Origin of the sequence: Bradyrhizobium sp. AUGA SZCCT0105 (genome assembly GCF_018129565.1) — a bacterium.
Classification (GTDB): domain Bacteria; phylum Pseudomonadota; class Alphaproteobacteria; order Rhizobiales; family Xanthobacteraceae; genus Bradyrhizobium.
Window position 1 is genome coordinate 406,001 of the sequence record NZ_JAFCMK010000006.1, and the last position, 24,226, is coordinate 430,226.

The following is a 24,226-nucleotide window of genomic DNA, read 5'->3' on the forward strand; positions in this document are numbered from 1 at the left end:
TTGAGCATCCCCATTTCGGAAAACCGCTTCGCACTTTTCCTGGGCATGCTTTGGGCAAGTAACATTGCAACAACATTGCGGAAATGGCCGCTACCGACGAGCAGGGGTGCCATGTTGTCGCCCCCTCAAGACAGTCTGGAACCCGCTGGCTATAACCGCCCGCACAACTGGATCTGGGAGGACTGCCAATGATCTACGAGACCCGCGTCTATCGCTGCCTGCCGGGCCGGCTGCCGGCGCTGCTGAAGCGCTTCGAGACCATCACGCTGAAGCTCTGGGACAAGCACGGTATCAGGCAAGCCGGCTTCTTCACGACGCTGGTCGGCGAATCCAACCAGGAACTGACCTATCTGCTGGCCTGGGAATCGCTTGCCGAGCGCGAGAAGAAGTGGACCGCGTTCGCAACCGATCCGGAATGGATCACCGCGCGCGCCAAGACCGAGGAGGACGGCCAGATCGTTCTCAACATCGTCAACCAGCTATTGGTGCCGACGTCGTTCTCAGCGGTCAAGTGATGCGGTAGCGATCGGGGCGCGATGACGAGGCCTCGTCGCGCCCGGTCACCGGGCAGTTATTGCGGGCAGCCCGAGGTCTGATCGCCCTGGGTCACCATCGGTTTGCCGTTGATGAAGACGCCGTGGCTGCCTGAGGTCGTCTTGCCGCCGCAATGCGTGCGGTCGCCCATCACCACGGCCGGCTTGCCGTTGATCAGGACGTTGGGCACGCCCTCGACCAGCGCACCGCCATTGCTGGTGGTGTCGCCGCTGCGCGCGGCCGGCTTGCCGTTGATGGTGACGCCTGCGGCGCCGCCGGTGACGACCCCGGGCTGGCTGCTGGTTTGGCCGTAGGCCAGTCCAGACATTGCCGACAGGGCGGCGACAGCTCCGATCGTCAGCGGGATACGCATTTCGTTCCTCATTGGGAATCTGTTCCGCACCAGTCTATAGGGGCGGTTGGGGCAGGATTGTGATAGCACGGCGCACCCACGGCGTCAGCGCAACCCCCTCATCGTGCCGGATGGCTTGATCCATCCGGCGCGGGATTGCATGGTCGCCGGCAAAAGGATGCAGCATTTGACCAATCAGGTTTCCGCGCCAGCCGCCGCGCCGATCGTTGCCGTCGGATCGGCGAAATTCGGCAACGCCTTGCCGATCTCGATCATCGCCGGTCCCTGCCAGCTCGAGAGCCGCGCGCACGCGCTCGAAGTGGCGTCCGCACTGAAGGAGATCGCGGCCAGGCTCAAGATCGGGCTGGTGTACAAGACCTCTTTCGACAAGGCGAACCGCACCAGCGCGTCGGCCGCGCGCGGCATCGGGCTGAAGCAGGCGCTGCCGATCTTCGCCGAGATCCGTTCTTCGCTCGGGCTGCCGGTGCTGACCGACGTGCATGAGCCCGACCAGTGCGCTGAAGCGGCGCAGGCGGTCGATGTGCTGCAGATCCCGGCCTTCCTGTGCCGGCAGACCGATCTGCTGCTGGCTGCGGCTGCGACCGGCAAGGTCGTCAACGTCAAGAAGGGCCAGTTCCTGGCGCCATGGGACATGACCAATGTGGTCAGCAAGATCACCGGCGCCGGCAATGCCAATGTGCTGGTCACCGAGCGCGGCGCGTCGTTCGGCTACAACACGCTGGTGTCAGACATGCGCGCGCTGCCGATCCTGGCGCGCACCACCGGCGCGCCTGTGATCTTCGACGCCACCCATTCGGTGCAGCAGCCGGGCGGCAAGGGCACGTCCTCGGGCGGCGAACGCGAATTCGTACCGGTGCTGGCGCGCGCCGCGGTCGCGGTCGGCGTTGCCGGCGTGTTCATCGAGACCCATCCCGATCCGGATCACGCGCCGTCCGACGGCCCCAACATGGTGCCACTCCGCGACTTCGAATCCCTCGTCAAGCGGCTGATGCAGTTCGACGCGCTCGCCAAGACGGCAGCCTGACCGGCGGACAACGACATGACCGCAACGAGCGGCATGCCGCCGGCCCTCAACGTCATCACGCTGGCGACCTTCGCGGCGAGCCTGTCGGTGCGCGCACTCGATCCGGTGCTGCCGCATGTCGCGGAGGATTTCGGCGTCAGCATCGCGACCGCGGCGAGCTTTGCCGCGGTGTTCGCCTTCACCTTTGCCGCGGTCCAGCCGGCAATCGGCGCCGCCGCCGACTTGTTCGGCAAGGCGCGGCTGATGACGATCTGCCTCGGCTTGCTCGGCGTTGCCAACATCCTCGGCGCGCTCTCGACCTCGTTTCCGATGCTGTTCGTGACCCGCGTCCTCGCCGGCATCGGCTCGGGCGGCGTGTTTCCGGTGGCGCTGTCGCTGACCAGCGATCTCGTCGGTCCCGACAAGCGGCAGCTTGCGATCGGGCGAACGCTCGCAGGTTCGATGACCGGAAACCTGCTCGGCGCCACGGCCTCCGGTCTGATCGGCGATTTCCTCGGCTGGCGCGGTGTGCTCGCCGTGCTCGGCGGCCTCGTGATCATCGTAGCACTGGCGGTTGCGGCCGGCTTCCGCGGCGCTGCGCTGAACCGTCCGCCGCGCACCAGCCTGAAGGCGCTGCGTCACGGCTATCGCACCATCTTCACCAATCCGAACGCGCGGATCTGCTATTCGGCGGTCTTCATCGAAGGCTGCTGCGTGCTCGGGCTGTTTCCCTTCATCGCTTCATTCCTGTTCGAGCTCGGCGAAACCTCGCTCTCGATCGCCGGTATCGTGATCGCAGGCTTTGCGATCGGCGGATTGCTCTACACGCTCACGGTGGCGCGCCTGCTGCCGTTGATCGGCGTGAGGGGCATGATGGTCGTCGGCGCAACGCTGGTCGGCATACAGCTTGTCGGCGTCGCCTTCGGGCCGCACTGGAAGCTGCAGATGGCGGGCCTCCTGGTGATGGGCCTCGGCTTCTACATGATCCATGGCTGCCTGCAGGTGTTCGCCAGCGAGCTGTCGGTCGAGGCGCGCGCCACCGCGCTGTCGCTGCACTCGTTCTTCTTCTTCATGGGCCAGACCGTCGGCCCGATCGCCTATGGCTTCGGCCTGCAGCATGCCGGCAAGACCGCGACGCTCGTCTCCGCCGCCGTCGTGATGGTCGTGCTCGGCTTCATCTGCGCGAGATTCTTGAAGCAGCGGCGACCGGCCGACGCCGACCTGCGCCCGGACGTCGAGCCCTAGCGATCCCTCAAGTCATGGACACACAAGCATCAAGGCATTGTGTCGCTCAGTCGCCTTAGTGCTCGCTATTCAAACAAGATGCGCGTACCGTGCCCTATCACCGTGCTTCCAACGCGGCCTCTAACGGTGACCGAGGGTAACGAACGCTCCCGCCGTGGTGATGAAGGAGCGTGCGCGTTATCCGGACGTCGCTTGACCGACTGAATTGTGCCGCCGGTCATCGTGCCGCTATTTCTTCTGCTCTGCTTGGTCGCTGTGGTCGTCTAGCGTGGTTAGCGCGCCGGAGCTGCAATATCTCGTCAGTGGCGACAATCAGCCCCACCATTAACGTGATCATGGCAAAGCTCGACACCGAAGCCTGATCAACGTCGTTCCAACGAGGCAATATTGACCCATGGTCGCGCGCGATAGATGGACCGTAGACTTGGAGTGCCCGCGCTGCGGGAGCCTCGACGTAGCTATTCTGTCTCAGGCGGATGGCTATGCTTATGTGAGAGGCGATAGTGGGACGCGCGCTGACCATGTGCCAGCCGGCTTCGCTTGCATTGATCCGGAGATCTGCTGCTTTCAATGTTTGAAATGCCAGGTGCGGATACCGTGACATCGAATGTCGCCGCAGAGCGGCTTCAATGGTGGTCTCGACCTTGAATGAAGCATCCGTCGGTGTTCAGACCGGATGTCCACCGCATCGCTTTTGATCGTGGCCCTATCGTTGCCAGCCGGATCGGCGTATGCTTTCCGCATCGCCGCCCGGCCCGTGGCTTCTATCGGTGATGAGAACGCCGGTTGCGCTTTCGCCCCAATCAGGGAGCAGCGCAGCCAAATGATCAGTTTACCTCACATTTCAGTATATTTTTCCTGCGAGAGCTGTGGCGCCACATATGAAGCCTCACAGGATCGCAATGATCGCAGTGGAAAATTTCACTGCGTTCATTGCGCCAGATTGGTGCATCAATGGTCGGGCACTTTTAGCTATTTGGGCTGGCGATTGTTCCGCACGTCCGCCCAGCTGTCATGATCGGTCATTGCATCCTTTGTGAGGACACGCGCTGGGTCTGTGAGAGCCACGAGGATCAGCCATGGACAGGTCCCGACGCCTGCACGTGTTGTGGGGCCGGGTCGCCATGTCCTCATTGCAATAAGCCTGAAGGCGAGGCGCGGCTGCCGCGCGGCTTTCGCAACATGTTCGACAACGGAGCCGAGTCATGACAGGCCGTACATCCTGATCTCTCGCGCATTGATCACATGCCGAACCGCAGCACCCAATCGGCGTCCAGGTGACGCCGGTGCGCAATCGCCACTATTGGTCAGCCGTAACCTGCCGGAGGTGCATCCCGACGTCGGCGAGGCTGTACGGCTTGGCAATGAAATGACCGCCGGCCGGGAGGTCGTCGAGGGTTACGTCGGTGGCTGACGTGGCAATGATCGCAATCGGCGGCCAACGATGGCGAACGACATGCGCAAGCCTCAAGCCGTCGATCGAGCCGGGCATCTGGATATCGGTGAAAATCACCCGGATGTCGTCACGCGTTTCAAGGATCGCGATCGCGTCGTCGGCGTTCTGGGCTTCAATGGAGTGGAACCCAGCGGCCTCGACCATGTCGGCGGCCTGCATGCGGATCAGGAAATCGTCTTCGACGACGAGAACGGCCGAGCGTGTCATCAAATGTGCAAGCCCGGTTGTGATTTGCGTGGGACGCAAATTGACCTAGGCTAATTCGGCATTGGTGGCTCAGTTCCTGTTGGCTACTCAACAATCTCGCGTCGCCACGGCAGACGCGCCCGGCAGACGCGCCCGGCGGACGCGCTCGCGAGCCGCTCAGAGTGGGCGGAGCTGCGAGAGGAACGTCGTATCCCCTCGCAGCCCATCATGGGTTTCCGACCGTTAGATCAGATGGAAGGTGTGCATGCCCATCGCGGCATAGATCGCCGAAAGGTCATGATCCACCTCAGGGCCGCCATGCGCCGTTTGAGAGACATCGGACGCAAGCTGCGCAAGCGTGTCCGCGGCTGAGGGGCGGCCTCCGAAGAAGCCGTGCGGGGCGTTGTTGGCCGCATCGCCGGTGTGGCCGCCGCTGGCGAATGCAAAGCCATCGCCGGCGGCACTGACCCATGTGCCGCCATGGTCGGGCGCAACCGGAGCCGGCGAGGGATCGGGCGTGAAGCTGACGCCATGCGGCGAACTGAAGTTGAATCCCGGCGCGTTGTCGGCGGACAGCAGCGGCGTGAAGGTGCCGGTGTGCGGGTCGACCTGACCGAACGCCTTCAGGCTTCCAACCGAGGCATAGAAATCGTCGGGGTTCAGCCCTGTTGCGTGGAACGAAAAGACCTTGTTGGTCGCCGTATCGGTCAGGGTGAAGGTACCGGATTTGGCGCCCGGCTCGATGACGTCGTCGAGGCCGGCCTTGGCGCCGACGCCGGCTATCGGCGTGAATGACACCGATTGGTGGGTGGTTCCGGGGGCCTTGATGTCGATGATGGTGCCGTCGTCGCCGCTCGACAGCAGCAGATCGCCATTCGGCGCAAGCTTCAGCGAGTCGGGATCGTTTTGCGGCACGACCTCGATCTTGCCGGTCACGGTGTCGAGCCCGGTCGCGCCGAATTCGAGGATTGGCTTGGTGGTCAGCGTGCCGGTCGGATGATCGCCGTTGAGGAGCTGGACCACGGTCGCATCGCCCGGATTGACCGGGTTGGTGAAGCTCAGGAACACCTTGTCGCCCTTGAACACGACGTCGTCATAGCCACGGCTGGCCGACGAATCGGCATAGCTGAGCGGAGCCGAGACCGCATGCGTCTCCGGGTTGATCATCGTCAGGGTGGGATTGCCATCCTGGTTTTGCAACGCCCAGATATCGCCCGTCACCGGGTTGTATTTCAGGCCATCGACTGATCCTGACAGCGAGTAGCTGAACTCGATGTCGCCGTGCTTGTCATACTGGACGATCGTGCTCGAGCCGCCGGCGCCGGTCGAATCCGCGCCATTGCCGTACTCGACGAAGGTCGAGCCGTGCGCGGTGGTGACGGAATCCGGCTGGGTCGATCCGTCGGTGGGAGCCTGGAAGGTCTTGACGCTGTCGATATGTGGAAACGGCGCAGCGTTCTTGTCGGCGACGAACACCACGCCATGCGGCGAGCCGAAGCTGAAGCCCGGTGCATTGTCCTGCGAGACCAGCGCGGTGAAGGCGCCGGTGTTCTCGTCGACCTGACCGAAGGCGCCGAGCGCACCGACGGATGCATAGTAAGCGTTGGGATCGAGGTCGCTGACATGCACCGACAGGACGTGGCCGTCCTTTGCGTCAGAGATGTAGAACGTGCCCGACGTCGCGTTCGGCTTGATGACGTCGTCGAGGCCGGCATTGCCGATCGAGCCCGCGGGAATTCCCTGGATCGGGGTGAAGGCAATCGCCTGCTTGGAGGTACCGGGATTCTGGATATCGATGATCGCGCCATCGGCGTTGCTGGAGAAGATCAGATCGCCGTTGGCGGCGAGCTTCAGCGAGTCCGGATCGGTCTGCGGCACCAACTCCATCTTGCCGGTGACGGTGTCGTAGCCGATCGCGCCGTCGAGCAGCACGGGAGCGGTGGTGAGGAGGTCGCCGGGTTTCGGGCTGGTGCCGTTCAGCAATTTGACGATGGTCGGATCGCCGTTGCCGGTCGGGTTGGTGTAGCTCAGGAATACCTCGTTGCCCTTGAACACCACGTCGTCATAGCCGCGCGAGATAGACGGATTGGCGTAGTTGAAGTGAGCCGTCACTGTCTGGGTGTTGGGATCGATCAGCGACAGCGAGGAACGGCCGTCCTGGTTTTGCAACGCCCATACCATGCCGGTTTCGGGATTGTACTTCAGTCCGTCGACCGAACCCTCGATCGAATAGGCGTGCACGAAATGACCGGCGTGATCATACTGGATGATCGTGCTGTCGCCGGGCACCGCTCCGGTCGAGTCGACGCCGTTGCCGTACTCCACGAACACGTACTTGCCGGCGATCGTGATCGAGTCGAGCCCGGTCACCCCGTTTGGAGCGCTGGCGAAGGTATGGATCGCATCGACATGCGCCACCTGCGGCGCATTCTTGTCGGGAATGAAGAGCAGGCCGTGCGCGGCGGCAAAATTTGGCCCGGTGACGATCGGCGTGAAGGCGCCGGTGGTCGGATCGACCTGGCCAAAGCCGCCGAGACTGGCAACCGCGGCGTAGTAGTCGTTGGTGTTGAGGCCGCTGGCGTGGAATGAGTAGACGTTCCCCGACTTCGTATCGGTCATGTAGAACGTGCCCGCCGTCGCAGTCGGCTTGATCACGTCATCAAGGCCGGCATTGCCGACGGAGGCTGCCGGGATTCCGGCGATCGGCGTGAACGAAATCGCCTGGCTGGCCGTTCCGGGGCGTTGGATATCGATGATCGAGCCATCGGCTGCGCTGGAGAAGATCAGATCGCCATTGGCTGCGAGCTTCAGCGAATCCGGATCGGATTGCGGAACGAGCTCGGTCTTGCCGGTCGCCGTGTCGAGGCCGGTGGCGCCGTCGGTCAGGATCGTCGTCGTCAGCAGTGTGCCGCTCGGATGGTCGCCGTTCAGCAATTCCACCAGCGTCCGATCGCCGGCGCCGTTCGGATTGGTGTAGCTCAGGAACACCCTGTTGCCGTCGAATACGACGTCATCGTAGCCGCTGGTCGCGGAGGGATTGGCAAAACTCAGCGGACCGGTCACCTTGTGCGTGACGGGATCGATCAGCGTCAGCGTGGAGTTGCCATCCTGGTTCTGCAGCGCCCAAATCTGCCCGGTGTAAGGGTTGTATTTCAGTCCGTCGACCGACCCGGCGATCGTGTAGGTTCGCTCGACTTTGCCGCTGTTGTCGTATTGCACGATCGTGCTCGAGCCGCCGGCACCGGTCGAGTCCGCGCCATTGCCGTATTCGACGAAGATCGTTCCGTTAGCCGTCGTGATGGAATCCGGAGCCGTCGCGCCAATCGATGTCCCCGACGCGAACGTCTTCATCCCGCTGATCGTGACCATGTCGATCCTCCATGGGTTTGCAATGTTTGGAAACGGGAGGAAACGCGTGGTGGACGACGTGCATGTGACGATTGGCCGCGCGAATTTTTGCAACGATGGCGGAACCTTTTCGCGATTGCGAATCGTCCCGATAGCTCAAGCGCTTTCGCGCTTGTTCCGCGCGCATCACGAAAGTATTGCTGCGAAAATCAGCACGGCAAGACCAGCGACGCTGGTCTCATCCGCCGCGATGCTCGGCTTCATCTGAGCGAGATTCCTGAAGCAACGGTGTCCGGCTGATGCCGGCGCGCTGCCAGACGTCGAGCCCCGGCGATCCCTCAGGTCATCTCGGCCCGCTCATCCCCGCAACTGTTATTTCAAAGATAAGATGACCGGACCCGCAACCGGATCGGTTACGCCGAGACCGTTGCCGAGGTCTTCGAGCGTGTCGCGAAAAGAATTCAGAGTGGAGATCATGGCTGGCCGCGCCTCAGTACACGCGTCCATATTTTGCCACTCGGCGATAATGCAGTAGGAACGGTCACCGGTCTTAATAATGCTGGCATGCAATAGACCCGGCCACGTTGCTCCAATTGTCTTGTGAGCGTCCAAGAACTCTTGATCGCGCCCCGGCTTCACTCGAAAACGCACAGCATTGAAAGCGGTCACCTTCTTCTCCCAAAGCACTGAGACGCTCCCGTAGAGGAAGCGCGCCTACGTGGGTCGCGCAAGTTGAAAGCGGATGCATTCACTTCCGCTTCGCGGCGGTCACTGACCGATTGGCCTGCCTACTGGGTCTTTATCATCTTCGCCAATTCATGGCGCAATTCCGGACTATCTTGATGGCCATGCACCGCGACAGCGTGTTGTACCGCCGCTTCCAGAAGCTCCTTTTGAGTATCAGCTGAAATCGCGATCGTGCAGTTCATCTCACTTGGGTATTCTCGGCAATCCACAAACATTCTACCCAAATCTGCCTCCATCAATACGAGTAAACTATTCGCCGTCCTGAACTACTCCCACTCACGATAATGCCCGCGGCTGCTCGCTATGCCTGACTTCTTCAAATGATGGCTCATGGCCGGCCAGCTTACGCGCCGCCGACAACGAGCGTGTCGATGGTCTTCGATCATGGTCGCTTCGACCACATTGGAGCAGCCATGCTCGAACGAACATATCATACATCGAAAGGTGCGCCATGTCAGTTCCTCGCCCAGGGCCGACATGCATGTCGGCTTCTGCGCCGGCTTCCGAGGATCAGCAGACGTGGCGAACTGAAAGGGGCCCGACCTATCCCCGCCCGCGATAAGTCGCGACGCCCTGATCGGGAACCCAGAGACCCTTCGGCAGCCGGCCGGTCTGGAAGAACACGTCGATCGGAATGCCGCCGCGCGGATACCAGTAGCCGCCGATGCGCAGCCATTTCGGCTTGACCTCGTCTGATATCCGCCGGCCAATCATGACCGTGCAATCCTCATGGAATGCGCCGTGATTGCGGAAGCTCGCGGCGAACAGCTTCAGCGATTTGGATTCCAAGAGCCAGCGGCCCGGCACATAGTCGATCACCAGATGCGCGAAATCCGGTTGGCCCGTCACCGGGCAGATCGAGGTGAATTCCGGCACCGTAAAGCGTACCAGATAATCGGTACCAGTCTGCGGATTGGACACGCGGTCGAGCTGCGCCTTTTCCGGCGCGTCGGGCCATTCCACCGCACGGCCGAGTTGCAGGCCGGGGGAGGTCGTCGATTTGCTGGATTTCTTCGCCATTCGGGGTCTCCGTGGGGGTCTCCTAGCCTATGATCGGGCGTCCGTCACCCGGCCTTTTCCCCCTCGATGCATTGCGCTAGAAGCACCGCCATCCGACCCCCTCACTGCCACAAGAGGTACTCATGACTGACATCGTCGACATCATCGGCCGCGAAATCCTGGATAGCCGCGGCAACCCCACGGTCGAGGTCGATGTGGTGCTGGAGGATGGGTCAATCGGCCGTGCTGCGGTGCCGTCCGGCGCGTCCACCGGCGCCCATGAGGCGGTGGAACTGCGCGACGGCGACAAGTCGCGCTATCTCGGCAAGGGCGTGGAAAAGGCGGTTGCCGCCGTCAACGGCGAGATCTTCGAGGCGCTCAGCGACCAGGCCGTCGAGGAGCAGGTCGCGATCGACCAGATCATGATCGAGCTCGACGGCACGCCGAACAAGAGCCGGCTCGGCGCCAACGCTATCCTCGGCGTGTCGCTGGCCTGCGCCAAGGCGGCCGCCGAATCCTTCGACATGCCGCTGTATCGTTATGTCGGCGGCACCTCGGCGCGGACGCTGCCGGTGCCGATGATGAACATCATCAATGGCGGCGTGCATGCCGACAACCCGATCGACTTCCAGGAATTCATGATCCTGCCGGTCGGCGCCACGTCGTTCGCCGAAGCGCTGCGTTGCGGTTCGGAAATCTTCCACACGCTGCGCGGCGAATTGAAGAAGGCCGGCCACAACACCAATGTCGGCGACGAGGGTGGCTTCGCACCGAACCTGCCGTCGGCCGACGCCGCGCTCGAGTTTGTCATGAACGCGATCGGCAAGGCCGGCTACAAGGCGGGCGACGACGTCGTGCTCGGCCTTGACTGCGCCTCCACCGAATTCTTCAAGGAAGGCGCCTACGTCTACGGCGGAGAGAACAAGACCCGCTCGCGTTCGGAGCAGGTGAAGTATCTCGCGGACCTCGTCAGCCGCTATCCGATCGTCACGATCGAGGACGGCATGTCGGAAGACGACATGGACGGCTGGAAGGAATTGACGGATGCGATCGGCAAGAAGTGCCAGCTGGTCGGCGACGATTTGTTCGTCACCAACGTCACGCGGCTTGCCGACGGCATCAAGAACGGCCGCGGCAATTCGATCCTGGTCAAGGTCAACCAGATCGGCACGCTGACCGAGACGCTCGCGGCGATCGAGATGGCCTACAAGGCCGGCTACACCGCCGTGATGTCGCATCGCTCCGGCGAGACCGAGGACTCCACGATTGCCGACCTCGCGGTCGCCACCAATTGCGGGCAGATCAAGACCGGCTCGCTGGCGCGCTCCGACCGCACCGCCAAGTACAACCAGCTGCTGCGCATCGAGCAGCAGCTCGGCACCCAGGCGAAATACGCGGGCGGGGCGGCCTTGAAGGCGCTGGCCTAGCGCCCCAACTGATCGGGACTGAACAAGACGCAAAAAAGGGAGGTCGGGATGAGTGACGGCAAGAGCGGTCTGCAGCTGCGTTCGCTGCTCAAGAAGGATGGCGAACTGGAATTGTCGCTGGTCAATGTCCCGACCCCCGAGCCCGGTCCCGACGAGGTCGTGGTCCGGGTCGAGGCGACCCCGATCAACCCGTCCGACCTCGGGCTCCTGATCGGCCCGGCCAACATGGCGGCGGCAAAGGTCACCGGCAGCAAGGAATTGCCTGTGGTGACCGCCCGCGTGCCGGAAGCGGCATTGCCTGGCCTCGCCGCGCGGCTCGACGAGTCGATGCCGGTCGGCAATGAAGGCGCCGGCGTCGTGATCAGGACCGGCTCGTCGGACGCGGCGAAAGCGCTGATGGGCCGCACCGTCGCGATGATCGGCGGCGCGATGTATGCGCAATACCGCACGCTGCGGGTCAACGAATGCCTGCCGCTGCCCGACGGCACCACGCCGACGGAAGGCGCGTCCTGCTTCGTCAATCCGCTGACCGCGCTCGGCATGACCGAGACGATGCGGCGCGAGGGACACAAGGCGCTGGTGCACACGGCGGCGGCGTCGAACCTCGGCCAGATGCTCAACAAGATCTGCCTCAAGGATGGCATCGGCCTCGTCAACATCGTGCGCAACAAGGAGCAGGCCGACATCCTGCACAAGATCGGCGCCAAACATGTCGTCGATTCCAGCGCGCCCGATTTCATGGACAAGCTCACAGGCGCGCTGGTCGAGACCGGCGCGACCATCGCCTTTGATGCGATCGGCGGCGGCAAGCTCGCCGGCCAGATACTGGTCGCGATGGAGACCGCGATCAACAAGACCGCCAAGGTCTACAGCCGCTACGGCTCGAATGTGCACAAGCAGGTCTATGTCTATGGCGGCCTCGATACCCGCGACATCGAGCTGCCGCGCGGCTTCGGCATGGCCTGGGGCATCGGCGGCTGGCTGCTGTTCCCGTTCCTGATGAAGATCGGCCCGGAGGCCGGCAACAAGTTGCGCCAGCGCGTGGTGGCCGAGCTGAAGACGACCTTCGCCAGCCACTACACCAAGGTGGTGTCGCTGCAGGAGACCCTGCAGCTCGACAACATCGCGGTCTACAGCAAGCGCGCCACCGGCGAGAAATTCCTGATCAATCCGAACAAGGGCGCGTAACGAACCGCGTCTACTCGCGCTCGAATGCCAGCTTCCTGGAGCGCTTGTGACGCTCCAGGGCGTGGCCGATCAGGACATCCATCAGCTCGGATTGCGGCAGGCCGCTGGCCTCCCACAGCCGCGGATACATGCTGATGTTGGTGAAGCCCGGCAGGGTGTTCGCCTCGTTCACGAAGGCCTGCTCGCCGTGCAGGAAGAAGTCGATCCGCGCCATGCCTTCGCAGCCGAGCACGCGGAATGTCTTGATGGCGAGCTCCCTGATGGTTTCGGCGACGGCAGCCGGCACGTTGGCCGGCACCTGCAGCAGCGCGCCGTCCGCATCCAGATACTTCGCGTCGTAGGAATAGAAGCCGTGCTTGTCGGACGGAACGATCTCGCCGAGCAGGGAGGCATGGACGCGGCCCTCGGCATCCTCGATCACGGAGCACTCGACCTCGCGGATCGGCGAGACACCGCGCTCGATCAGGATCTTGGTGTCGAAGCGGAACGCCAATCTGCAGCCGGCTTCGAACTCCTCCGCGGTGCGCGCCCTCGACACGCCGACCGATGATCCCATGTTGGCGGGCTTGACGAAGACCTCCTGCGACCCCAGCGCCCTGACCGTGTCGTCATAGCTGATGGGGGCCACGGCCGACATCGCGACAAAAGGGACGATCGGCAACCCCGCCTCGCGCATCAGGCGCTTGGCGACGTCCTTGTCCATTCCGGCCGCCGAGCCCATCACGCGCGAGCCGACATAGGCGACATCGGACAATTCCAGCGCACCCTGCACCGTGCCATCCTCGCCGTTCGGGCCATGCAGGACCGGGAAGACGACGTCGAATGCCGGCAATTCCGTTGGTCCCGCCGCCGGTCCCTGGAGTACCACGACGCGGCCCTGTCCGCCCGGCAGCAAGGCGAGTTGCTGTCCCTGGTCCGGAATGGTCAGCGCGCCGCTCCCGGTGCCGGCGCCGTTTCCCGCGTCGGTGACGATCCAGCGGCCATCGCGGGTGATGCCGATCGCCGTGGCGTCATAGCGATCCGGGTCGAGCGAGCGAAGCACGTTTGCGGCCGACGCCCGCGAAACGTCATGCTCGGCCGATCGGCCGCCGAACAGGATTGCAACCCGTGTCTTGCGCTCTCGCATTGTCTTGTCTCTCGGCCGCGGCGGAGGAAGCGGGAATCCGCTGCAGTATGCTCGGACGAAGATGTCGGCAATTTGTTACACAGGCCTACGTCGGTGTTGCGGGGCCGGGTGGACGGCTGGAGGCCGGCGTCCAGCCCAATTTTGAAAACACTGCGTTTCCGGAATTGGACGATCCATGCACTTGCATCTTTCTTGCCTTGCCGGTACGTGAAGATGACCAATTCAGTTTCACGTGCACCCCAGGGGTACCTGCAATGGCCTATAACATCGTCACCATCGTCGGCAGCATCCGCAAGCAGAGCTTCTCGCTCAAGATCGCCAATGCGCTGGCCAAGCTCGCGCCGGCCTCGCTGAAGCTCGATGTGACGACCCTCGAGGGCATTTCCTTCTTCAACCAGGACCTCGAGGCGGCGCCGCCGGCGGACTGGCTGGCCTTTCGCGAGAAGCTGCAGAAGTCGAACGGCGTGCTGTTCGTGACCCCCGAATACAACCGCTCGGTCCCGGGCGTGCTGAAGAACGCGATCGACGTCGCCTCGCGGCCCTATGGCAAGAGCTCGTTCATCGGCAAGCCGGTCGGCATCATCTCCAACTCGCCGGGGCCGCTCGGCGGCGTCAGCGCGGCGAAGCACCTGCAGAACATCCTGCCGGGCATTTCCGGCCCGATCCTCGGTCAGCCGGAAACCTATCTCAACGGCGTCGGCGATGCCTTCGACGACAAGGGCGAACTGACCAAGGAAGCGCTCAAGACGGTGTTGCAGCAGTACCTCGACGCCTTCGCCGCCTTCGTCGCGAAGCAGAACGGCTGACCCGGCGCCCCGTTCCGATTGAATCGGAGCGGGGCTCCAGGCTTGTTGTTTTGACGGGTTTTCTGCGCGCGAACCGCTATCCATCCCGGATCAAGTCCGGGACAGGCTTCGCTCGAAAACGCTCTGGTTTAGCACTCCGTTAACCGCATGGCCGCATCTTCGCGGCCATGGTTTCCCGCACACGCCTCAAATCGATTCTGACCGGGCTCGCCCTCTACACGCTGGCGGCGCTGATGGTCGGCTATTTCGGCGTCAACGCCTACACCGGTAAATATGGCCTGAACGCGCGGCAGGAGCTCGACCAGGAAATCATCGCGCTGACCTCGGAGCTGGCGCGGCTGAAGAAGGAGCGGGCCGAGGGCGAGCAGCGGGTGTCGCTGCTACGGTCGGACCGGGTCGATCCCGACATGCTGGACGAGCGTGCGCGCTTTCAGCTCGACTACGCCAATCCGCGCGATCTGGTTCGGATCAACAAGGCGAACTGACACCGGCAGTGATTTTTGGACAGCGCTTGTCCGAAATTAACTCGCGCCCGTTCTTCAAATTTCAAAATTGATCAATCAACATCACAAAAATGTCGCGCCGCGTTGCAGTGCGGCATAGCAAAATTCCATCCGGCGAATGCAATCCTTCCAAGGCGATTTGAGTTGGGTTAGAGAGGGTTCTTCGACTTCTCTCACCCGGAATTGCCATGGCCACACCCAAGAAAACCGTCGCAAAGGAATCAGGGCAGGAGAAGGCCGGCTCTCCACCCGAATTCTCCAGGGAGCAGGAGCTGAAGGCACTGCGGGACATGCTCCTGATCCGGCGCTTCGAGGAGAAGGCCGGTCAGCTCTACGGCATGGGTGCGATCGGCGGCTTCTGCCATCTCTATATCGGCCAGGAAGCGGTCGTGGTCGGCATGCAGATGGCGCTGAAGCCGGGCGACGAGGTCATAACCGGCTACCGCGACCACGGCCACATGCTGGCTTGCGACATGGAAGCCAAGGGGGTGATGGCGGAATTGACCGGACGCCGCGGCGGCTATTCCCGCGGCAAGGGCGGCTCCATGCACATGTTCAGCAAGGAGAAGCATTTCTACGGCGGTCACGGAATTGTGGGCGCGCAGGTTTCGCTCGGCACCGGCCTTGCGTTCGCCAATCGCTATCGCGGCAACGATAACGTCAGCGTGACCTATTTCGGCGACGGCGCGGCCAACCAGGGTCAGGTCTACGAAAGCTTCAACATGGCGGAGCTGTGGAAGCTGCCGGTGATCTACGTCATCGAGAACAACCGCTACGCGATGGGCACCGCGGTGTCGCGCGCCTCGGCGCAGCAGGACTTCTCCAAGCGCGGCGTTTCGTTCAACATTCCCGGCAAGCAGGTGGACGGCATGGATGTGCGCGCCGTGAAGGCTGCCGCCGATGAGGCCACGGCATGGTGCCGCGGCGGCAACGGTCCGATCATTCTGGAGATGCAGACCTACCGTTACCGCGGCCATTCGATGTCCGATCCGGCGAAGTACCGCACCCGCGAGGAGGTCGAGAAGGTCCGCCACGACCAGGACCCGATCGAGCAGGTGCGCAACCGCTTGCTGGCGGCAGGCGTGAGCGAGCAGGATTTGAAGGCGATCGACGCCGAGGTGCGCGAGATCGTCAACGCAGCCGCTGACTTCGCGCAGCACGATCCGGAGCCGGATCCGTCCGAGCTCTACACCGACATCTACCGCTGACCCCACCCGCGCAGAAGAATCTCAAGACCGATTTCGGGAGCTGATATGCCCATTCAAGTGCTGATGCCTGCGCTGTCGCCCACCATGGAGAAGGGCAACCTCGCCAAATGGCTGAAAAAGGAAGGCGAGACCATCAAGTCCGGTGACGTCATCGCCGAGATCGAGACCGACAAGGCGACGATGGAGGTCGAGGCGACGGACGAGGGCACGCTCGGCAAGATCCTGATTCCGGAAGGCACCGCCGACGTTGCGGTGAACACGCCGATCGCCACCATCCTGGCCGACGGCGAAAGCGCCGCCGACCTCGCTAAGGCGCCTGCCGCACCGGCGCCGCAGCCGAAGGCCACGGAGGCTCCCGCCGCGGAAGCCAAGGCGGAAGCGCCGCAGCCCGCGGCGAAGGTGCCGGCCGCGCCGGTCAGCGAAGCCTTGCCCGACCCGGAAATTCCGGCGGGTACCGAGATGGTCACCCAGACCATTCGCGAGGCGCTGCGCGATGCGATGGCCGAGGAGATGCGGCGCGACGGCGACGTCTTCATCATGGGTGAGGAGGTCGCCGAGTATCAGGGCGCCTACAAGGTAACGCAGGGCCTGTTGCAGGAGTTCGGCGCCCGCCGCGTGATCGACACGCCGATCACCGAGCACGGCTTTGCCGGCGTCGGCGTCGGCGCAGCGATGGCCGGGCTGAAGCCGATCGTGGAGTTCATGACCTGGAATTTCGCGATGCAGGCGATCGACCAGATCATCAACTCCGCCGCCAAGACGCTGTATATGTCCGGCGGCCAGATGGGCTGCTCGATCGTGTTCCGCGGCCCGAACGGCGCCGCCGCGCGCGTTGCTGCCCAGCACAGCCAGGACTACGCCGCCTGGTACTCGCAGATCCCGGGCCTCAAGGTGATCGCGCCGTACTCGGCTGCCGACTACAAGGGCCTGCTCAAGGCCGCGATCCGCGATCCAAATCCGGTGGTCTTCCTCGAGAACGAGATGCTGTACGGCCACACCGGCGAGGTGCCGAAGCTGCCCGATTTCGTGGTGCCGATCGGCAAGGCGCGGATTGCCCGCGCCGGCAAGGACGTCACCATCGTCTCCTGGGCGATGGGCATGTCCTATGCGCTGAAGGCCGCCGATGAACTCGCCAAGGAAGGTATCGAGGCCGAAGTGATCGATCTTCGCACCATCCGTCCGATGGACACCGAGACGATCATCAATTCGGTGAAGAAGACCGGCCGTGCGGTGACGGTGGAGGAGGGCTGGCAGCAGAGCGGCGTCGGCTCCGAGGTCGCTTCGCGCATCATGGAGCATGCCTTCGACTATCTCGATGCGCCGGTCGCGCGCGTCTCGGGCAAGGATGTGCCGATGCCCTATGCTGCGAACCTCGAAAAGCTCGCTCTGCCCTCCGTCGCCGAGGTGGTCGCGGCCGCCAAGGCCGTGTCGTACCGGTAACGCTGATGGCCGGTCCCAAGGAGCAGCCGCTGCCGCCCGACGTGATGGGCCGCGACGACGCCGTCGAGGTGCTACGCGCCTTCGTCGTCGACGGCGGCCTGTCGATCGCGTTCCAGCGCGCCTTCGAGGAGCCGGACATGTGGGGACTGATGCTCGTCGACATCGCCCGCCACGCCGCACGCGCCTATTCGCGCGAGAGTGAATACACCGAAGACGAGGCGCTCGCGCGCATCGTCGAGATGTTCGAAGCCGAAATCGCCCGGCCGACCGACATGGGCCAAACCAAACCGCGGTCGCAACAAGGTCACTGACAATGCCGATCAATATTCTCATGCCCGCGCTGTCGCCGACGATGGAAAAGGGCAACCTCGCCAAGTGGCTCAAGAAAGAGGGCGACAAGGTCAAGTCCGGCGACGTGATCGCGGAGATCGAGACCGACAAGGCGACGATGGAAGTCGAGGCGGTCGACGAAGGCACGATCGCCAGGATCCTGGTGCCCGAGGGCACCCAGGACGTGCCGGTCAACGACGTCATCGCCGTGATGGCCGGTGACGGCGAGGATGTGAAGGCGGCGGCCAGCGCCGGAGCGGGCGCTGCACCAGCCGCCAAGCCCGCCGAGGCCCCGAAGCCTGCCGCTGAGGCCGCGCCTGCACCGGCGGCTGCGCCGGCGCCGCAGCCGGCCGCAGCGCCCGCCGCTGCGCCGCAGGCTGCTGCACCGGCCGCGCAGGCCAATGGCCACGCTCGCGTGTTCTCCTCGCCGTTGGCACGGCGGCTTGCCAAGGAAGCCGGCATCGATCTCGGCCGCATCACCGGCACCGGTCCGCACGGCCGCGTCATCGCGCGCGACGTCGACGACGCCAAGTCCGGCAAGGGCCTGAAGGCGCCGGCCGCCACAGGTCCCAGCATCGCACCGTCAATGTCCGACAAGCAGATCCTGGCGCTGTTCGAGCCGGGCTCCTACGAGGTCGTGCCGCATGACGGCATGCGCCGCACCATCGCGCAGCGTCTCACCGCCTCGGTGCAGAACGTCCCGCACTTCTACCTCACCATCGACTGCGACATCGGCAAGCTGCTCGCCGCGCGCGAGGAGATCAACGCGGCTGCGCCGAAGGACAAGGAGAAGAAGCCGCTCTACAAGATCTCGGTCAACGACTTCGTCATCAAGGCGATGGCGGTCGCGCTGCAGAAGATCCCGAACTGCAACGTCAGCTGGACCGAGGGCGGCATGCTCAAGCACAAGCATTCCGACGTCGGCGTCGCGGTGGCGATGCCGGGCGGCCTGATCACGCCGATCATCCGCAAGGCCGAGACCAAGACGCTGTCGACCATCTCCAACGAGATGAAGGATTTCGCCGCGCGCGCCCGCGCCCGCAAGCTGAAGCCGGAAGAATACCAGGGCGGCACCACCGCGGTGTCGAACCTCGGCATGTACGGCATCAACCACTTCACCGCCGTGATCAACCCGCCGCATGCCTCGATCCTCGCGGTCGGCACTTCGGAGGAACGTCCGGTGGTGCGCGGCGGCAAGATCGAGATCGCGCACATGATGAGCGTGACCCTGTCGTGCGATCACCGCGCGATCGACGGCGCGCTCGGTGCCGAGCTGATCGGCGCCTTCAAGCAGCTGATCGAAAACCCCGTGATGATGATGGTGTGACGGGCATCAGCCATGTACGCGATCTACGGTCCGTACGTCCTGCTCGCCGCCATCGCCGTCGCGTTGCTCTTCGCTGTCAACCGCGACCTGATATCGACGATACAGTTCAGAATCATGATGACCGGCGCCGCTGTGCTGGCGCTGGCGTGGACCGTGTTCCTCGGTGCGGTATGGCAGGAGTACGGATAGATGGCCGGCACGGCTCGCACGCGCTGGCCCTGGATCTCGCTATTGCTGTCGGCCGCACTGGTGTGCAATCCGGTCGGGTTCGATTTTCTGCACTCCGCGTTCTTCGCCGGTGAACAGCTGGCGCGGAACATCGCCCAACCGATCGTGCTGACGGCCCTGGCCATCATGGCCCTGGCGATCGGGCTCGAATGGCTGGTCAGGTCATTGATCGCAAGAAGCCGCGCGCGCGGCGTCACAAATTGAGTTGAACGGGAGCCGCCATGGCCGATACATCCTTTGACGTCATCATCATCGGCTCCGGCCCCGGCGGCTACGTGACCGCGATCCGCGCCGCGCAGCTCGGCTTCAAGACCGCGATCGTGGAGAAATCCTATCTCGGCGGCATCTGCCTGAACTGGGGCTGCATCCCGACCAAAGCGCTGCTGCGCTCCGCCGAGATCTATCACTACATGCAGCACGCCAAGGATTACGGGCTGTCGGCGGACAATGTCTCGTTTGATCCGAAAGCGGTGGTGCAGCGCTCGCGCGGGGTCTCGAAGCGCCTCAACGACGGCGTCGGCTTCCTGATGAAGAAGAACAAGGTCACGGTGATCTGGGGCGATGCCACGATCGACGCGCCCGGCAAGATCGCGGTGAAGAAATCGGCGGTCGAGGCCCCGAAGGGCGCGAGCGGCGAGGGCACCTATCAGGCCAAGCACATCATCGTCGCGACCGGCGCGCGGCCGCGCGTGCTGCCCGGGCTCGAGCCGGACAAGAAGCTGATCTGGACCTATTTCGAGGCGATGGTGCCGGAGCGGATGCCGAAGTCGCTGCTGGTGGTCGGCTCCGGCGCGATCGGCATCGAGTTCGCCTCGTTCTTCCATACCATGGGCTCTGACGTCACCGTGGTCGAGGTGCTGCCGCAGATCCTGCCTGTCGAGGACGCCGAGATCGCGGGGCTGGCGCGCAAGCGGTTCGAGAAGATGGGCATCCAGATCATGTCCTCGACCAAGGTGACAAAGCTGGAGAAGAAGGCCGACAGCGTGGTCGCGACCATCGACGACGGCAAGGGCCAGCCGCAGACCAAGGAGTTCGAGCGCGTGATCTCGGCGGTCGGCGTGGTCGGCAATATCGAGAATCTCGGGCTGGAGAAGCTCGGCGTCAAAACCGACCGCGGCTGCATCGTGATCGACGGTCTCGGCAAGACCAACGTGCCCGGCATCTACGCGATCGGCGATGTCGCGGGACCGCCGATGCTCGCGCACAAGGCCGAGCATGAGGGCGTGATCTGCATCGAGGCGATCAAGGGCCTGCATCCGCATCCGATGGACAAGCTGCTGATCCCGGGCTGCACTTACTGCAACCCGCAGGTCGCCTCCGTCGGCCTCACCGAAGCCAAGGCCAAGGAGGGCGGCCGCGAGATCCGCGTCGGCCGTTTCCCGTTCGTCGGCAACGGCAAGGCGATCGCGCTCGGCGAGGACCAGGGCCTCGTCAAGGTGGTGTTCGACAAGAAGACCGGCCAGCTGCTCGGCGCTCACATGATCGGCGCCGAGGTCACCGAGCTGATCCAGGGCTATGTCGTGGCGATGAATCTGGAGACCACGGAGGAGGAACTGATGCACACCGTGTTCCCGCATCCGACCCTGTCGGAAATGATGAAGGAAGCGGTGCTCGACGCTTACGGGCGCGTGCTGAATATCTGATTGATGGAAAGCAACCCTAGACGTCCCGTCATCCTGAGGTGCGAGCAGAGCGAGCCTCGAAGGATGCACGGCCCGGATCGAGCAGCTGGGCTCGTCGCCCTTCGAGGGCCGCTAAGAAGCGGCCACCTCAGGGTGACGGGTCTGATATGAGTGAACCAAAGAACAAGAAAGAGCGCATCTCGTGAAAGACAACGACAATCTCACCATCGAACGCCCGACCTTCGTGACCCATCTCGAATGCGCGATGGAGGGCGATCATTATGCGGCCGATCAGGTGCACAACCTCTCGAAGGCCGGCAAGCCGCTCTTGGTGCGCTACGATCTCGCCGGGGTGAAGAAGGCGCTGACCAAGGACGCACTGGCCGAGCGCCCCGCCGACCTGTGGCGCTACCGCGAGCTGTTGCCGGTGCGCAAATGCAAGGACATCGTCAGTCTCGGCGAAGTTACGACGCCGCTGATCCGGTTGCCGAAGCTTTCCTCAAGGCTTGGCGGCGGCGAGATCATCGTCAAGGACGAGGGGCGGCTGCCGACCGGCTCGTTCAAGGCGCGCGGCCTCGTCATGGCGGTCTCGATGGGCAAGGCACTCGGGATCAAGCACATGGCGATGCCGACCAACGGCAACGCCGGCGCGGCGCTCGCAGCCTACGCCACTTCCTGCGGGATCAAGACCACGATCTTCTGTCCGGCGGATACGCCGGAGGTGAATGTCAGCGAGATCGAGCTGCAGGGCGCCACCGTCTATCGCGTCAACGGCTACATCGACGATTGCGGCAAGATCGTCGGCGAAGGGAAAGCAAAAGTCGGCTGGTTCGATACATCGACCCTGAAGGAGCCGTACCGGATCGAGGGCAAGAAGACGATGGGCCTCGAGCTCGCCGAGCAGCTCGGCTGGGACGTGCCCGATGTGATCTTCTATCCGACCGGTGGCGGCACCGGCCTGATCGGCATGTGGAAGGCGTTCGACGAGCTCGAGAAGATCGGCTTCATCGGTTCGAAGCGCCCGCGGATGGTCGCGGTGCAGGCCTCCGGCTGCGCGCCGATGGTGCGCGCCTATGAGGCCGGAACCGAGCATGCGGCGCGCTGGGAGGACGCTCACACCATCGCCTCGGGCATCCGCGTGCCGCAGGCGGTCGGCGATTTTCTCATCCTGCGCGCGGTGCGCGAGAGCAAGGGATTTGCTATCGCGGTCGATGACGACAAGATCACCGCCGCCCTCAACGAGGTCGCGCGCGAGGAGGGACTGTTGCTGTGCCCCGAGGGGGCTGCGACCTATGCCGCCTACAAGCAGAGCCTTACCGACGGCCGCGTCACCAAGGCAGACCGCGTGATGCTGTTCAATTGCGCCAGCGGCCTGAAATACCCGCTGCAGCCGGTGACCCGCGCGCTCGACAGGCACAAGCCGATCGACTTCTCGCAGTTCTGACGCCTCATCCGAAGGGCCATCTTGTTGAAAGGTGGCCCTTCAAAAATGATACGACAAGGAAGATTGAGGGGAGCGCGTGATGCGGAAACTGGTTCTGGCCGTGTTGGCGATGTTGGCGTTCACGGGGACCGTTTCGGCGGAAACCTGGCCCGCGCACCCGATCACCATCGTCGTGCCGTTCGCCGCCGGCGGTCCGTCGGATGCGATGGCGCGTATCCTCGCCGAGCGCATGAAGCAGTCGCTCGGCGAGGTGGTTCTGATCGAGAACGTGACCGGAGCGGGCGGCTCGCTCGGTGTCGGCCGTGCGGTGCGCGCGGCGCCCGACGGTTACACCGTCTCGTTCGGTCATCTCGGCACCCATGTCGCGAACGGCGCGATCTACAAGCTCGGCTACGATCTCGTCGATGATCTCGAGCCGGTGGTGCTGCTGCCGAGCAATCCGATGATCATCGTCAGCAAGAACGCCGTGCCGGCGAAGTCGCTGAAGGAGCTGTTGGAGTGGCTGAAGTCGCGGCCGGCGCCGCCGACCGCGGGCACCGCCGGCGCCGGCAGCGGCAGCCACATCGCCGGGCTCTATTTCGAGAACGTCTCCGGAATCAAGCTGCAATACGTGCCCTATCGCGGCACCGGGCCGGCGCTGAACGACCTCGTCGCCGGCCAGATCGATATCATCGTCGACCAGACGTCGAACTCGATCAACCAGGTCCGCGCCGGCAACATCCGTGCCTATGCGGTCACCGATTCCAAGCGGGTCGCGAACGCGGCTGAGGTCCCGACGGTCGATGAGGCCGGCCTGCCGGGCTTCCACATGACGCTGTGGTCCGGCCTCTGGGTGCCGAAGGGCACGCCGAAAGAGATCGTGGACAAGCTCAACGTCGCGGTGATCCAGGCGCTGAACGATCCCGCGGTGAAGAAGCAGCTCGAAAATCTCGGCTTGCAGATGCCGCCAAAGGACCAGTTGAAACCGGAAGCACTCGGCGCCTGGCAGAAGGCGGAGATTGCAAAATGGTGGCCGATGATCAAGGCCGCCAATGTGAAGGTGGAGTGAGGCTTGCCGGCAACTCAGGCCGGCAAGCGATAGAGGCGCTCATGGAGAAATACGGCGCAGGGGCGATCATTGTCTCCGCCTATGACCCTAACTGGCCGGCGCTGTTCGAGCAGGAGCGGGCGAGGATCCAGGCAGCGCTTGGAGGTCTTGTGCTCGCCGTTGAGCATGTCGGCAGCACGGCGGTACCGGGGTTGCCGTCCAAACCCATCATCGATCTGCTGGTTGGTGTGCCAAGTCTCGACGAGGCACAACAGCGCTATGTCGAGCCGGTCAAGGCGCTGGGCTATGTCTACATGCCACAGTACGAGTCATGGCTGCCGGGCGAGCTGTTCTTCCGCAAGGGACCGCCCGGACCGTGGACCCACCATGTTCATGTGATGCAGCTGTCCCACCCCCGCTGGGAGCAACTGGTGCTGTTTCGCGACTATCTCCGCGCCCATCCCGAGGCCGCGCATGCTTACGCCGACATCAAGCGCGAACTTGCGCGCGCGTCCAACGACGACATTGCTGCGTATCGAAACGGCAAGAGTGCGTTCGTTGAAGCGACGACGGCCCGGGCGCTGGCCTGGAAGACAGAGCGAGAGTCGTAATCTCTCCGGCGCGCGCATTCGCGGGACCGGTGGCCTGCCTGACGGAGG

General features: G+C 63.7%; 25 protein-coding genes. 18 read left to right on the plus strand and 7 right to left on the minus strand.

The features are described 5' to 3' along the window. Positions 1-188 precede the first annotated feature (188 nt). Complete coding sequence (locus JQ573_RS27975) at positions 189-515, plus strand: NIPSNAP family protein (protein WP_212314741.1); 327 nt, start codon at positions 189-191, stop codon at positions 513-515. Between the two features lie 56 nt (positions 516-571). Here JQ573_RS27975 and JQ573_RS27980 read toward each other — a convergent pair whose 3' ends face one another. After that, positions 572-907, minus strand: coding sequence for a PAAR domain-containing protein (locus tag JQ573_RS27980; RefSeq protein ID WP_212314740.1), 336 nt, complete (start codon positions 905-907; stop codon positions 572-574). A gap of 157 nt (positions 908-1,064) precedes the next feature. On the opposite strand from JQ573_RS27980, the gene kdsA reads away from it, so the two are divergent. Both kdsA and JQ573_RS27990 read left to right on the plus strand, forming a co-directional pair. After that, complete coding sequence (gene kdsA, locus JQ573_RS27985) at positions 1,065-1,931, plus strand: 3-deoxy-8-phosphooctulonate synthase (RefSeq protein WP_212315456.1); 867 nt, start codon at positions 1,065-1,067, stop codon at positions 1,929-1,931. A 15-nt stretch (positions 1,932-1,946) separates the two neighbouring features. After that, entirely contained in the window at positions 1,947-3,155 is a 1,209-nt protein-coding gene (locus JQ573_RS27990) for an MFS transporter (protein ID WP_212314738.1), read from the plus strand. A 1,300-nt stretch (positions 3,156-4,455) separates the two neighbouring features. Here the strand turns inward: JQ573_RS27990 and JQ573_RS27995 are convergent. Together JQ573_RS27995 and JQ573_RS28000 are read right to left on the minus strand one after the other, a co-directional pair. Further along, positions 4,456-4,818 (minus strand): response regulator, encoded by a 363-nt coding sequence (locus JQ573_RS27995; protein ID WP_212314736.1) that lies wholly within the window; start codon positions 4,816-4,818, stop codon positions 4,456-4,458. A 222-nt stretch (positions 4,819-5,040) separates the two neighbouring features. After that, on the minus strand, positions 5,041-8,166 hold the full coding sequence (locus tag JQ573_RS28000; RefSeq protein WP_212314734.1) for a hypothetical protein: 3,126 nt from the start codon (positions 8,164-8,166) through the stop codon (positions 5,041-5,043). A 46-nt stretch (positions 8,167-8,212) separates the two neighbouring features. Here JQ573_RS28000 and JQ573_RS28005 point away from each other — a divergent pair, with 46 nt between their 5' ends. Continuing rightward, on the plus strand, positions 8,213-8,413 hold the full coding sequence (locus JQ573_RS28005) for a hypothetical protein (RefSeq protein ID WP_212314732.1): 201 nt from the start codon (positions 8,213-8,215) through the stop codon (positions 8,411-8,413). Between the two features lie 104 nt (positions 8,414-8,517). Here JQ573_RS28005 and JQ573_RS28010 read toward each other — a convergent pair whose 3' ends face one another. The 3 genes from JQ573_RS28010 to queF form a co-directional block, all read right to left on the minus strand. Further along, the gene (locus JQ573_RS28010) at positions 8,518-8,814 is read right to left on the minus strand and encodes an antibiotic biosynthesis monooxygenase (protein WP_212314730.1); all 297 of its coding nucleotides are present in this window, start codon (positions 8,812-8,814) and stop codon (positions 8,518-8,520) included. Between the two features lie 119 nt (positions 8,815-8,933). After that, on the minus strand, positions 8,934-9,116 hold the full coding sequence (locus JQ573_RS28015; protein ID WP_212314728.1) for a DUF1059 domain-containing protein: 183 nt from the start codon (positions 9,114-9,116) through the stop codon (positions 8,934-8,936). A 319-nt stretch (positions 9,117-9,435) separates the two neighbouring features. After that, positions 9,436-9,912 (minus strand): preQ(1) synthase, encoded by a 477-nt coding sequence (gene queF, locus JQ573_RS28020; protein ID WP_212314726.1) that lies wholly within the window; start codon positions 9,910-9,912, stop codon positions 9,436-9,438. Positions 9,913-10,034: 122 nt separating this feature from the next. Between queF and eno the strand changes: the two genes are divergently transcribed. Both eno and JQ573_RS28030 read left to right on the plus strand, forming a co-directional pair. Further along, the gene (gene eno / locus JQ573_RS28025) at positions 10,035-11,318 is read left to right on the plus strand and encodes a phosphopyruvate hydratase (protein WP_212314725.1); all 1,284 of its coding nucleotides are present in this window, start codon (positions 10,035-10,037) and stop codon (positions 11,316-11,318) included. 48 nt (positions 11,319-11,366) lie between these two features. Beyond that, positions 11,367-12,506: a zinc-binding dehydrogenase gene (locus JQ573_RS28030; RefSeq protein ID WP_212314724.1), complete on the plus strand. Its 1,140-nt coding sequence runs from the start codon at positions 11,367-11,369 to the stop codon at positions 12,504-12,506. Positions 12,507-12,516: 10 nt separating this feature from the next. Here JQ573_RS28030 and JQ573_RS28035 read toward each other — a convergent pair whose 3' ends face one another. After that, entirely contained in the window at positions 12,517-13,632 is a 1,116-nt protein-coding gene (locus JQ573_RS28035) for a D-alanine--D-alanine ligase family protein (protein WP_212314723.1), read from the minus strand. A 254-nt stretch (positions 13,633-13,886) separates the two neighbouring features. Between JQ573_RS28035 and JQ573_RS28040 the strand changes: the two genes are divergently transcribed. The 12 genes from JQ573_RS28040 to JQ573_RS28095 all read left to right on the plus strand — a co-directional run bounded on the left by JQ573_RS28040 (position 13,887) and on the right by JQ573_RS28095 (position 24,178). Further along, positions 13,887-14,438 carry an NADPH-dependent FMN reductase gene (locus tag JQ573_RS28040; protein WP_212314722.1) on the plus strand — a complete coding sequence of 184 codons (552 nt, stop codon included), beginning with the start codon at positions 13,887-13,889 and terminating at the stop codon, positions 14,436-14,438. A 167-nt stretch (positions 14,439-14,605) separates the two neighbouring features. Continuing rightward, positions 14,606-14,923 carry a septum formation initiator family protein gene (locus tag JQ573_RS28045; protein WP_092114550.1) on the plus strand — a complete coding sequence of 106 codons (318 nt, stop codon included), beginning with the start codon at positions 14,606-14,608 and terminating at the stop codon, positions 14,921-14,923. A gap of 206 nt (positions 14,924-15,129) precedes the next feature. Further along, positions 15,130-16,149 carry a pyruvate dehydrogenase (acetyl-transferring) E1 component subunit alpha gene (pdhA, locus tag JQ573_RS28050; RefSeq protein WP_212314721.1) on the plus strand — a complete coding sequence of 340 codons (1,020 nt, stop codon included), beginning with the start codon at positions 15,130-15,132 and terminating at the stop codon, positions 16,147-16,149. Positions 16,150-16,194: 45 nt separating this feature from the next. Beyond that, positions 16,195-17,589 (plus strand): pyruvate dehydrogenase complex E1 component subunit beta, encoded by a 1,395-nt coding sequence (locus JQ573_RS28055; protein ID WP_212314720.1) that lies wholly within the window; start codon positions 16,195-16,197, stop codon positions 17,587-17,589. Between the two features lie 5 nt (positions 17,590-17,594). Further along, the gene (locus tag JQ573_RS28060; RefSeq protein WP_021079261.1) at positions 17,595-17,900 is read left to right on the plus strand and encodes a DUF5076 domain-containing protein; all 306 of its coding nucleotides are present in this window, start codon (positions 17,595-17,597) and stop codon (positions 17,898-17,900) included. A 2-nt stretch (positions 17,901-17,902) separates the two neighbouring features. Continuing rightward, positions 17,903-19,246, plus strand: a complete 1,344-nt coding sequence (locus tag JQ573_RS28065) for a pyruvate dehydrogenase complex dihydrolipoamide acetyltransferase (RefSeq protein WP_212314718.1) — start codon at positions 17,903-17,905, stop codon at positions 19,244-19,246. Positions 19,247-19,258: 12 nt separating this feature from the next. Then, the gene (locus JQ573_RS28070) at positions 19,259-19,435 is read left to right on the plus strand and encodes a hypothetical protein (protein ID WP_212314716.1); all 177 of its coding nucleotides are present in this window, start codon (positions 19,259-19,261) and stop codon (positions 19,433-19,435) included. Continuing rightward, a complete protein-coding gene (locus tag JQ573_RS28075) occupies positions 19,436-19,678 on the plus strand; it encodes a hypothetical protein (protein WP_212314715.1) in 243 nt (80 codons plus the stop codon). A gap of 17 nt (positions 19,679-19,695) precedes the next feature. Beyond that, a complete protein-coding gene (gene lpdA / locus JQ573_RS28080) occupies positions 19,696-21,117 on the plus strand; it encodes a dihydrolipoyl dehydrogenase (RefSeq protein ID WP_212314714.1) in 1,422 nt (473 codons plus the stop codon). A 181-nt stretch (positions 21,118-21,298) separates the two neighbouring features. Further along, positions 21,299-22,540 (plus strand): threonine synthase, encoded by a 1,242-nt coding sequence (locus JQ573_RS28085; RefSeq protein WP_212314713.1) that lies wholly within the window; start codon positions 21,299-21,301, stop codon positions 22,538-22,540. A 79-nt stretch (positions 22,541-22,619) separates the two neighbouring features. After that, on the plus strand, positions 22,620-23,588 hold the full coding sequence (locus tag JQ573_RS28090; protein WP_212314712.1) for a tripartite tricarboxylate transporter substrate binding protein BugD: 969 nt from the start codon (positions 22,620-22,622) through the stop codon (positions 23,586-23,588). 41 nt (positions 23,589-23,629) lie between these two features. Then, positions 23,630-24,178, plus strand: coding sequence for a GrpB family protein (locus tag JQ573_RS28095; RefSeq protein WP_212314711.1), 549 nt, complete (start codon positions 23,630-23,632; stop codon positions 24,176-24,178). The last annotated feature ends 48 nt before the right edge of the window (positions 24,179-24,226 follow it).